Raw genomic sequence first — 8,996 nt, 5'->3', positions numbered from 1 at the left:
ACTCGCCGAGCGTCATCTTCAATGGGCAAAGTTACACGGGCGGTATCGGCGGTGCCGCAGGTGACAACAGCGCTGGGGGCAACGGTGCGTCGCCGGGTGGGGGCGGCGGCGGTGGCGCTGGCGGAACGGGTGGCACCTTGGGTGGTGGCGGCGGTGGCGGCGGCGGGGTCGAGCGATACACCCAGACCATCAGCTCCGGGATGACCGAGATCACTGGCGCCGTCGGGGCTGGGGGTACCGGTGGTGCCTCAAGTGGAACCTCGCCGGGCGGCAACGGTGGTGACGGCGCCGCGTACTTCTATTTCCGCACTTGATACCAGTGAAGAAAGTCCTCACCGGCGGGGTCAGGATCGGCTTCTGCGGACGCCATAGGCCAGTGATTGTGCCGAGGCTGGGCGCAGCGTCAGTGCTCGGCGTCTTGGCTCGGCTGGTCCGCCCTGGGCGTGGGCGGAGGTGTGTTGTGGTCGGCGGACGCAGGGTGTAGCGCAGCGACCGGCGCGGACGGGAGCGCCAGCGGACGGCAGCGCAAGGGAGCGCAGCGAAGCCCGGAGGGAGCCGGCCACCGGCGCAGTGTGGTCAGCGTGGTTGGGCGGTGAGCTGTGTGAGTTGGGCGGCGATGGCTGGGGCTGCGGCCAGGGTGCTGGCGCCGGTGGCGGTATGTGGGTGTCCGCTGAGATCGGTGACGACGGCCCCGGCTTCACGGGCGAGGAGAACTCCGGCGGCGGTGTCCCACGGCTTGTTGGTGTCGAGGATGGCGGCGTCGGTGAGGCCGGCGGCGACGAATGCGAGGTCGATGGTGGCGGCACCGAACATGCGGATGCGTTCGACGGCCGGGATGAGCGCTGCGGTGATGGCCAGGCGCCGCTGGTTCTTCGTCTCGGCGTTGTCGCCGGTGGCGTAGTCGTTGATGCTGACGATGGCCTTACGCAGGTCGGTGGTGTTGCGTACGCGGGTGGGCTGGTTGTTGCAGAAGGCGCCGCCGCCGCGGGTGGCGTGGTAGGTGGTGTTGAGGGCGGGGATGGCGGTGGCGGCGACGACCGGTTCACCGAAGCAGGCCAGGGCCAGTGAGACCGCGTGCAGCGGGATGCCGTGGGCGTAGTTGCTGGTGCCGTCGATGGGGTCGAGAACCCAGGCAAGCGGGGCGTCACCGAACTCGGTTGGGGTGATCTGCGTCAGGGCATCGTCTGCGATCTGGCCGGTTTGTTCTTCGCCGAGAAACACCGCATCGGGTGTGGCGGCTGATAGGTGGCGCATGACTGCCTGCTGAACGTGGAAGTCGGTTTCGGTGACGATGTCGCGGTCGGTTTTGTCGGTGATGCGTCCTGGCCCGTGCGCGTCGGTCAGGGTGCGGGTGCCGATGGCCACCGCCTGCAACGCGATGAGCTGGTAGCGGTCGAGCTGGGCGCGGTCAGGGGTCGGGCTGGTCAACGGTTACGCCTCGTTTCCGGTGGCCCAGGCGTCGTTGAAGACGGTGGCGAATTCAGTGAACAGGTCCGGTGGTGTGGTGGTGGGTCGGAGCACGAGTGCGGGTGATTCGGTGCCGCGTGCGGTCGGTAGGTAGAGCTGGACGAGCGCCAGTGAGTCGTCGACGACCATGATATGGAACCGTAGCGGCGCATCGTAGGTGCGCAACTGCAACCGGTGCGCCATCTCGGCCGGCAGGTGGCGGCGGGCGCGTTTGAGGGTGTCGATGTTGGTTGCGGTCAGCTGCGACAAGACTCCGGCGGCGTGAGCTTCTTCGGATTCTCGGTCGGTGATGTAGCGGCTGTAGGGCTGCAAAAACAGGCATTGCAGCTCAAGGCCGCCGCCGAGCGCTGCCCGTAGCTGCCGGTCGGAGACCGATTGCACGACCTGGTTCAGCGATAAGCCCATGACCTGCACTCGCGTGGCTTCGGCCAGTATTTCCGCGGGTGGGTAGGCGCGGGTCAGCTCAGCGCGGGATACGAATGCGTCGATGATGCCGTGGTCGGCCACCGACAGCGCCGGTTCGGTTTCGCCATCATCGGCTGTCACCGCCGTGGTGGGCGTGTTGGTTGGTCCCAGGTCGGGCCAGATTTCCCACACGGGAACTTCGAGGGCTTGCGCGACAGCATAGGCAGCCGCCCGGTTGATCGGTTCCCCCTTGAGCCAGCGCCGGATCGACTTGATCGACACCTTGGCGTTGCTGGCAAGCTGCGGCACGGTCATCTGCTTGGCAGCGAGGGCATCGGCGAGCCGGGCACCGGACGCGGGATCGCGGATGGACGTCGATGCTGCCATGGCCCCCGGTGTTCCTCCCCAGTGATCGGCGGATCGCGGCATTCACAGTAGCGAACGCGGCCACACCTGACGCCGAAATCACCCCCGGATACTCCGCCGATGGGCGCGTGTCCGCTCGGTGTCCCTATCTGTCCATCCGGTGGCCGTAGATGTCCACCTGATGGGGCCGACATGTCCTCGGCGAACTGCTGAAGTGAGGTGGTGCAGCGAAACACGTTGCACAACAACGGTTAACAACCGACCCTGGAGGTGCGATATGCGTTTGAAACTCGATACATCAACGAGCCGTTTCATCGTGACCAAGCCGGCTGAGCCGCGACTGAACTTCGAGAGCGGAAGCCCGAAGATCGACCCCGCCACCGGGGCGCAGCTGTATTCGATTCAGCTGCTCGCCCTCGATGACACCGGCGGTGAAGTCCTGACGGTCACCGTGGTCGGTGATCCGAAGATTGCCGTGACACAACCGGTCTCGGTGTCCGGTCTCGTGGCGATCCCGTGGAGCCAAGGTGACCGCAGCGGTGTGGCATTTCGCGCCGAGGCGATCACCGCCGCCGACTCGGCCGCCGCTGTAGCGAAGTCATCGAGCCAGCAGGGCCGCTGACAGCCAAGGGGCAGGCCCGGTTGCACGAGCGTGTGCGACCGGGCCGGCCCCATCATCTCGCCAACGATTTTTGAAGAAAGCGTGACATCATGTCGAATACATCCCATCCCGCCGGCCGCGGTAAACCTGAATCAGCTGATGCCGACTGGTTCGGCGAACTCGTTTCTTCGCTGCTGACCGCTACCGGTTACCTGCTGTGGTGGGCGATCCTGTTTCCCGCCGTGAGCATCCCCGTCGTGCTCGCGATCTGGAGCGGAGTCAGCCACGGCACCCGCGCGGGTTTTGCGACCGCATCGCTGGCCACCGCTACCTACGTCCTGTGGGCGATCCTGGACCCGCGCACGTTCGATGCGTGGGTGCTCGATCCGGTCCGGCAGCGCTGGGGATCATGGTCGCGGTATCGCCGCAACTGGCAATCGGTGTGCACCCTGCACGGGCTGGCCACCAAAGCCGGTGATCGCGTGCTGGTTCCGCAACTGTGCTCGGTGCGCATCGGCCGCGGTGTCGATGTACTGGTGGTCCGGGTGGCCACCGGTCAATCGGTCAACGACTGGCACAAGCAGACCGCGGCATTGGCGGCAACCTGGCGCGCTGACCGCCTGGCGATCCGCCCGACAACCCCAGGAGAGCTGCGGGTGACGATCATGCGCGGTGACGTGCTGGCCAACCCCGTAGGCCTGCCGATGCCAACCCCGACAACGCCGGTCGATGCGAGTGCGGTCCGAGTCGGGATCACCGAATCCCGACGCTGGTGGACGTTGCCGGTTCTCGGTAACCACATCCTGGTAGCGGGGGCTACCGGAGCGGGCAAGGGCTCGGTGCTGTGGTCGCTGATCGCCGGGCTGGCACCCCAGGTCAACACCGGGCGGGTGCGACTGTGCGTGATCGACCCCAAAGGCGGCATGGAACTGGGTGCGGGCGCGCCGATGTTTTCGGTGTTTCGCACCGACGTGTCGGCGCGAACTGTGGAGATGCTGCGCCAGCTGGTGGAGCTGATGCAGGCGCGCGCGACCCGGTTGCGCGGCCACACCCGACTGCACACCCCCACCCCGGCCGAACCGCTGTACGTGGTGGTCATCGACGAGGTTGCCGCACTGACCGCCTACGTCACCGATCGCAAGCTGCGCGTCGAGATCGAAGGACTGCTCGGGCTGCTGCTATCCCAGGGGCGTGCGGTCGGTATCTCAGTGATCGCCGCGGTGCAAGACCCGGCCAAAGACACCCTCCCTGTGCGGCAACTGTTCACCGTGCGGGTCGGGCTGCGCATGACCGAAGCCACCCAGACCGCGATGGTGCTCGGCCAAGGCGCCCGTGATGCCGGCGCCGAATGCGACCTCATCCCAGATGCGACACCTGGGGTCGGGTACGTGATGGTCGACGGCACTGCCGAACCGGTACGGGTCCGCGCCTTCCACGTCACCGACAGCGACATCACCGCATTGGCCCGCACCTTTCGGGCGCCGCGCGCCGGCGAACAGGGCAACCGGTGAACACCGTAACGACGCAGGATCCGGTGATCGTGCTGCCGGGCCTGCCCACCACCGTCGATACGGATGCGGTGATCGGCCAGATGTGCCGCCGTGCCTCCTCGCCGCGCTTCGAGACGTGGTGGCGGCGGGTGGAATCGGTCGGCTACTGCGCCCACCCGATCGAGCTGGTCGGCGCCGACACGGGCGGGCGCCGGCATACGGTGTGGACGCGCTGCAACAACCGTCGCGCCGCCGTCTGCCCATCGTGCGCGGACCTGTATGCCCGCGACACCTGGCAGCTGGTGCACGCCGGTGCCGCTGGCGGTCATCATGACGTACCCGCTGAAGTCGCCGATCGCCCGCAGGTGTTTGCCACGCTCACCGCACCCGGCTACGGGGCGGTGCACAACGCCACCGGCACCACCTGCCACGCCCGCACACCACGCGAGGCGACACAGTACTGTCGGCACGGCAACCCGCTGCACTGCACCAAGACTCATGCCGTCGATGGTCCCGACGTGGGCCAACCCTTGTGCGGGCAATGTTATGACTATCTCGGGCATGTGCTGTTCACCTGGCATCTGCCCGAGCTGTGGCGGCGCTTCACCATCGCACTGAGACGCGCCGTCACTACACACCTGAAAGACGTTGGAGTATCTACGGATTCGGTGCGGGTGAGTTTCGTCAAGGTGGTGGAGCTGCAAGCCCGCGCCATCCCGCACATTCACGCGCTGATCCGGCTCGACCCACCCGGAGATACCGCCACCGCTACCACCGCCTCACGTGACCACATTGGTTACGGCCCCGCCGCCGAGTGCGGTGGTGGGGAGCCCCGTCGCATCATCGGCCAGCATCCCGGCTGGTCGTCACCGATCACAGCCACCGAACTGACCGCCCTGATTCACCACGCCGCCGGTCGTGTCCGCATCGAGATACCCGCCGGTGACGATCACCCGGACCAGGGCGGCGTGCGGACGCTGCGGTTTGGCACCCAAATCGATGCCCAAGCTTTGACAGCCGAAACCGGCACGGCCGCGCACGATCCCGTCACGACGGGAACCCGGACAAGCGCCTCACCGCGGCTCTCACCACGTCGGGTCGCTGCATATTTGGCGAAGTACGTCACCAAATCGTTGCACGACTTCGGCATCACCGCCCGACGATTGTCCGCCGAAGCGATCGGTGAGCTGGCCGTCAGCGACCATGTGCGGGCTATCATGGCCACCATCGCCGGGCTGGCCGAGCACGGCGGTGGCGCATTGGCGGGGATCGGGCGCTGGCTGCATACCCTGGGCTATCGCGGGCACATCACCACCAAATCCCGGCACTACTCCACCACGATGGGTGCCCTGCGCAGCGCCCGGGCCACCTGGACCCGCCACCAGGCGATAAAAGCGGCGGCGCAACGCAATCAGTCGAAACGCTCTCGTCAAACGACAGCACCCGATGAGCAGTTCCACGACGTGATCGACCCCGATGTGGTGGCTTGGGAGTTCGACCATGCCGGACACGGTAGCGCCGGTGAGCGCGTCCTGGTCGTCTCGGCAGCCCTGCGCCATATTGCCGCCCGCATCACCGGCATCAACGAAACCCGAACCGCCACGAGAAGTGCGCCGCCCACGTCGCCGGGTGCCGGATGATGGCCACAGCACCCGCCGGCGGCAGGGCAGGCTGCAATGGTCTCGACGTACTGCCGTTGTATGAGCGTCCCGAGTTCGTCGCATGGCTGACCGCGTCGTGTGAACGAAACAACGTGCCGGCCATCGTGACTGATCCCACCGTCATTAGCCGGATCGCCACCTTGCTCGGCGCTGTCCGCCCGGCTGGGTTAACGGTTCACACCCGCCGCACCCGCCGCGCACGGTCGATATCTACGCCGAAAATCCCCGAGGCGCCGGAAGCGATGACGGCATGATCGGAAACGGCCTTGCCGCTGGCGTGTTGGCACACGAATTCCAGATCAGGCCGCAGCCGCCGCTCAACGCTGCCCGCGCCGGTCAACTTGAAGGCGGCGACGGTACCGGTCTGGCGAATCGGCAGATGGAAAGTTCCGGCCGTCGTCGCGCTAAGACACCGGATAATGGAACTGGTGACAACAGTGATCGAGCTTACCTCGCGACTGTGCTGAGCAGGGGAAAGAGAAAGGAAGCAGGGATGCGAAATGTACCCGGAGGCGCCGAGATACAGGTCGGCGTAACAACCTTCGTCGGCAGAAGTCATACCGAGATCGCTCGGCTGATCGCCTTCGACCACGGCTGGAAACTCGTCGGCGACCAGGTTATCGACGCCGATGGTGTCGTGGTCGCGCAAACCCTCGAAGAACTCGGCCGCAAGACACTTGCCATGGGCTGGTTCCATCCGAGCGGGGCACACATCAACTGGCACCATTTCGGCGGCACGAAGGAACTCAACGCACAGACGATACGCGACCTGCATACCTAAGTGGTCTTGCCCGTTAATTCGTCGGGGGTTGTTGCCAGGCGGTGGGGTCGCCGAGGTAGAGGCCGCAGGCGCAGTCGAGGGCTTCTTCGGGGCTGCCCGAGGGGGTTCCGTTGGGCAGGAATGAGTCTTCGTATTTGCCGTTGCTGGCCAGGTAGATCGCGAATCCCCAGATGCTGGCCGAGCCGTTGTAGCGCAGCCGCATCAACGGCATGACGGTTTGGTCGGGCAGGGCGGCGTCGATGTAGGCGAATTGGCCGCGGAATCGGGTGGTGATCGCGGTCAGCTGCGGCCACCGGTTGGTGGCATGTTCGCGCAGCTTCCAGCGCAGCGAGTTCTTGGTGGATTCCGGTGGCTTCGGCATGGCTTCGATGGTGCCCGATCGCTGCAGCGCGGGGCGGTTAGCGGCGTGTCGTGACCGTCCCGTGACCACGAGACTGTGACGGTTGGGGCATGAGGGATGAATGTGGCGATCTGACTCGGGTCTCGCCATGGTGATGGTCAGTCCCTACCGGATCATGTTGAGCGACGAGGATCGCCAGACCCTCAACCGTTGGGTGCGCGCCGGGGCCACACCACAAAAGGTGGTGCTGCGCGCACTGATCGTGTTGTTGGCCGCCGACGGCGCGACCAACGCGGCGATCGCCGAGGAATTGGGCATCTGCGTGGACACCGCGCGCAAGTGGCGAGCCCGGTTCGCCGACAAGGGCATCGAGGGCCTCGCCGATGCGCCACGCCCGGGGCGCCCACCGATCTACACCGCGACTGAGCGGGCCAAAGTCACCGCCTGGGCGTGCGCACTGCCCGCCGAACACGACCTGCCGCTGTCACGGTGGAGTGCTGCCGAGTTGGCCGCCCAACTGCACCACGACGGCATCACGGCATCGGTTTCCACGGTGCGGCGCTGGCTGGACCACGATGCACTCAAGCCATGGCAACACCGGTCGTGGATCTTCGTGCGCGACCCCGACTTTGAGGCCAAGGCCGCCGTGGTCCTCGACTTGTACGCCGGCACCTATCAGGGCACCGCGCTGGGAGCCGATGAGTACGTGATCTCCGCCGACGAGAAACCTTCGATCCAGGCCCGCGACCGGTGCCATCCCACCGTGGCGGCCAGGCCCGGCCACCCGATGCGGGTCAATCACGATTACCACCGCCGCGGCGCGCTGGCGTATCTGGCCGCCTACGACGTGCACCGGGCCCGGGTATTCGGCCGCTGTGAGACCTCCACCGGCATCAAGGAGTTCACCCGGCTGGTCGATCAGGTCATGACCAGCCAGCCCTACGCATCAGCCACCCGGGTGTTCTTCATCGTCGATAACGGCTCCTCGCACCGCGGCACCGCCGCGATCGACCGGCTCAGCGCCCGCTACCCCAACGCGGTCATGATCCACACCCCCGTGCACGCCTCCTGGCTCAACCAGGTCGAGATCTACTTCTCGATCGTCCAGCGGAAAGTACTCACCCCCAACGACTTTCCCGACCTAGTCGCGCTCGAGCAACGCCTGACCGCGTTCCAGGACTGCTACAACTGCACCGCCGAACCATTCCGCTGGCGATACACCAGCGCTGACCCACACCAACATCTCAGCCGACTCGACCAACACACCGCTGCCGCATGACCCCCGACGAATTAACGGGCAAGACCACTAAGCCGGTCGCCTGCGGCGCAGCTAAACGCGCCAATACGGTTCTACGCGACCGATATCCAAACTGCGTGAGCCAGGTGTCCCCGGTGCAATCACGGCGTGATCCAACACCGCTTTGATGATCGCCTGCTGGCGACCCAAATCCAGCCCGTCCCACTCCGTGCGCAACACCCCGCCGGTTCCAGCCAACTCGAACACCGCCGTGGTGTCGGTGGCGGTGGCGATATCTCGGCGGGCCGTCGTGATGCGTTCGGTGATCGGATCACGCGCCGCGATCCACTCCCGCGCCGTAATCGCACTGTCGGCATACAACCCGGCCAACTCATCCAGACGCCCCCGATCGGCATCGACCTGCGCGGCCAACGCGGTGACATCGGCATCAGCGGTGGCTTTGCCGGCCAACACGTCGGCCAACTGCGGTGAATCCAGCCGCGCCAACACAGTGTCGACCGCCACGGTGATGGGACCACCTTGACCAGGGTTTAGCCAGTTTCATTGGACCACCCGTTTGCCAGTTATGGGACCACTGGCGTGTCGCGCCTGTGGCCGCTCGATTGCTGGGTCGGATCACTTCATGTC

At 66.1% G+C, this 8,996-nt stretch carries 8 protein-coding genes and 2 pseudogenes; 5 read left to right on the top strand and 5 right to left on the bottom strand.

The window, feature by feature from the left end:
• Positions 1-314 (top strand): annotated as a pseudogene (locus AC2VOP_RS13095) (hypothetical protein); the annotation flags it as partial.
• Positions 315-576: 262 nt separating this feature from the next.
• On the opposite strand, the gene AC2VOP_RS13090 reads toward AC2VOP_RS13095, so the two are convergent.
• Entirely contained in the window at positions 577-1,428 is an 852-nt protein-coding gene (locus tag AC2VOP_RS13090; protein ID WP_486961371.1) for an inositol monophosphatase family protein, read from the bottom strand.
• A 3-nt stretch (positions 1,429-1,431) separates the two neighbouring features.
• Positions 1,432-2,259 (bottom strand): DUF5919 domain-containing protein, encoded by an 828-nt coding sequence (locus AC2VOP_RS13085; protein WP_486961370.1) that lies wholly within the window; start codon positions 2,257-2,259, stop codon positions 1,432-1,434.
• Between the two features lie 256 nt (positions 2,260-2,515).
• Between AC2VOP_RS13085 and AC2VOP_RS13080 the strand changes: the two genes are divergently transcribed.
• The 3 genes from AC2VOP_RS13080 to AC2VOP_RS13070 all read left to right on the top strand — a co-directional run bounded on the left by AC2VOP_RS13080 (position 2,516) and on the right by AC2VOP_RS13070 (position 5,969).
• Positions 2,516-2,860: an SCO3933 family regulatory protein gene (locus AC2VOP_RS13080; protein WP_486961369.1), complete on the top strand. Its 345-nt coding sequence runs from the start codon at positions 2,516-2,518 to the stop codon at positions 2,858-2,860.
• Between the two features lie 89 nt (positions 2,861-2,949).
• On the top strand, positions 2,950-4,350 hold the full coding sequence (locus AC2VOP_RS13075; RefSeq protein WP_486961368.1) for an FtsK/SpoIIIE domain-containing protein: 1,401 nt from the start codon (positions 2,950-2,952) through the stop codon (positions 4,348-4,350).
• Positions 4,347-5,969: a replication initiator gene (locus AC2VOP_RS13070; RefSeq protein WP_486961367.1), complete on the top strand. Its 1,623-nt coding sequence runs from the start codon at positions 4,347-4,349 to the stop codon at positions 5,967-5,969. The genes AC2VOP_RS13075 and AC2VOP_RS13070 overlap by 4 nt, the downstream gene beginning before the upstream one ends.
• Positions 5,970-6,165: 196 nt before the next feature.
• On the opposite strand, the gene AC2VOP_RS13065 is transcribed toward AC2VOP_RS13070, so the two are convergent.
• Together AC2VOP_RS13065 and AC2VOP_RS13060 are read right to left on the bottom strand one after the other, a co-directional pair.
• Positions 6,166-6,765, bottom strand: coding sequence for a hypothetical protein (locus tag AC2VOP_RS13065; protein ID WP_486961366.1), 600 nt, complete (start codon positions 6,763-6,765; stop codon positions 6,166-6,168).
• A gap of 19 nt (positions 6,766-6,784) precedes the next feature.
• A complete protein-coding gene (locus AC2VOP_RS13060) occupies positions 6,785-7,132 on the bottom strand; it encodes a hypothetical protein (protein WP_486961365.1) in 348 nt (115 codons plus the stop codon).
• Positions 7,133-7,232: 100 nt separating this feature from the next.
• Between AC2VOP_RS13060 and AC2VOP_RS13055 the strand changes: the two genes are divergently transcribed.
• Positions 7,233-8,390: an IS630 family transposase gene (locus AC2VOP_RS13055; protein ID WP_486961364.1), complete on the top strand. Its 1,158-nt coding sequence runs from the start codon at positions 7,233-7,235 to the stop codon at positions 8,388-8,390.
• Between the two features lie 51 nt (positions 8,391-8,441).
• On the opposite strand, the pseudogene AC2VOP_RS13050 reads toward AC2VOP_RS13055, so the two are convergent.
• Positions 8,442-8,864: pseudogene (locus tag AC2VOP_RS13050) on the bottom strand (recombinase family protein); the annotation flags it as partial.
• Between the last annotated feature and the right edge of the window lie 132 nt (positions 8,865-8,996).

It is taken from the genome of Mycobacterium sp. TH-M106, from assembly GCF_057473765.1.
The sequence above is the reverse complement of the archived record's forward strand: the minus strand, read 5'-3'. Positions and strand labels throughout refer to the sequence as shown.

What these genes read in the sequence shown, in the direction of transcription:
- AC2VOP_RS13085 (WP_486961370.1), bottom strand. Translation starts at nt 2,259, where the DNA reads ATGGCAGCATCGACGTCCATCCGCGATCCCGCGTCCGGTGCCCGGCTC.
- AC2VOP_RS13080 (WP_486961369.1), top strand. Translation starts at nt 2,516, where the DNA reads ATGCGTTTGAAACTCGATACATCAACGAGCCGTTTCATCGTGACCAAG.
- AC2VOP_RS13075 (WP_486961368.1), top strand. Translation starts at nt 2,950, where the DNA reads ATGTCGAATACATCCCATCCCGCCGGCCGCGGTAAACCTGAATCAGCT.
- AC2VOP_RS13065 (WP_486961366.1), bottom strand. Translation starts at nt 6,765, where the DNA reads ATGCAGGTCGCGTATCGTCTGTGCGTTGAGTTCCTTCGTGCCGCCGAA.
- AC2VOP_RS13060 (WP_486961365.1), bottom strand. Translation starts at nt 7,132, where the DNA reads ATGCCGAAGCCACCGGAATCCACCAAGAACTCGCTGCGCTGGAAGCTG.
- AC2VOP_RS13055 (WP_486961364.1), top strand. Translation starts at nt 7,233, where the DNA reads ATGTGGCGATCTGACTCGGGTCTCGCCATGGTGATGGTCAGTCCCTAC.